Annotated in this window: 1 protein-coding gene; it reads right to left on the bottom strand. The window is 67.0% G+C overall.

What is annotated here, in order from left to right; genetic code table 11:
• The coding region (locus tag LPJGGPFB_RS32845) for a calcium-binding protein (protein ID WP_173424106.1) at nt 1-1,150 on the bottom strand (1,150 nt) is incomplete at both ends.

Genomic DNA, 1,150 nt, shown 5'->3' with positions numbered 1-1,150 from the left:
GACGGTGTCGTTTCCGTTTCCGCCTTTGACGGTATCGTCGCCGTTTCCGCCGGCCAGCATGTCGTTGCCGTCGCGGCCATCGATGCTGTCGTCGCCGTCATTGCCGATGAGGGTGTTGTTCTGGCTGTCGCCGGAGATCTGGTCGTCGCCCGAGCCGGCGATGACCGCCTCGATGCTGTCGAGCGTGTCGGAGCCGATCTCTTCGCCTGACGCCGTGCCGGCTTCGAGATCGACGGTGATGGTGTTGGTGGCGCTGCTGGCATCGAGCGTGTCGAAGCCGGTGCCGCCGGCATAGTGGTCGTCGCCGTCGTCGGTGTCGGTGGCTGCGGCCGGTGTTGCCTGTGCCAGGCGGGCCTCTTCGCTGCTCGGCCCGGTGACGATGACGTCGTTGCCGGCGCCGGCCAGAACCGTGTCGTCGCCGGTACCGCCGGCAAGCGTATCGTCCTCGCTGCCGCCATCGACCAGATCGTCGCCGGCATCGCCCTCGAGACGATCCTTGCCGTCCTCGCCGAACAGCCGGTCGTCGCCGGTGCCGCCCGACAGCGTATCGTCGCCGGCCTCGCCGATCAGGATGTCGTCGCCGGCCTCGCCATAGAGCTGGTCGTTGCCGGCGCCGCCGAACAGAATGTCGTTGCCATTGCCGCCGAACAGCCGGTCATCGCCGTCTTCGCCATGGATGGTGTCGTTGCCGTCACCGCCCAAGAGCGTGTCGTTGCCGGTGCCGCCAAGGATCAGGTCGTCGTCCTCGCGGCCATAGACGATATCGTCGCCGCCAAGGCCGGCGATGATGTCGGGGTGCGGCGTGCCCAGGAGAACGTCGGGTCCCTCGGTGCCCTTGATCTCATGCGCCGGCCAGTCGATGAGCGAAAGCAGCGCGCCATTGGCGACGCTGCCGGTGCCGTCGGAGACGGTATAGCTGAAGGTGACCTGGCCGATCTCGCCGCGATCCGGCGTATAGAGCCACATGCCGTCGGAGTAGGCGCGCACCGAACCGGAAGAGACAGTGAGATTGGCGATGGTCAGCCGGTCGCCGTCGGGGTCAAGCGTGTTGGCGAGCAGATCATCGAGCAGGATGATCGCCGACAGGTTCATGAAGCCGTTGGCAAGAATGTTGCGGCCGGTGACCACCGGCAGCCGGTTGGCGCGGGTG

It is taken from the genome of Ensifer adhaerens (genome assembly GCF_013283195.1).
GTDB lineage: Bacteria > Pseudomonadota > Alphaproteobacteria > Rhizobiales > Rhizobiaceae > Ensifer > Ensifer adhaerens_G.
The sequence above is the reverse complement of the archived record's forward strand: the minus strand, read 5'-3'. Positions and strand labels throughout refer to the sequence as shown.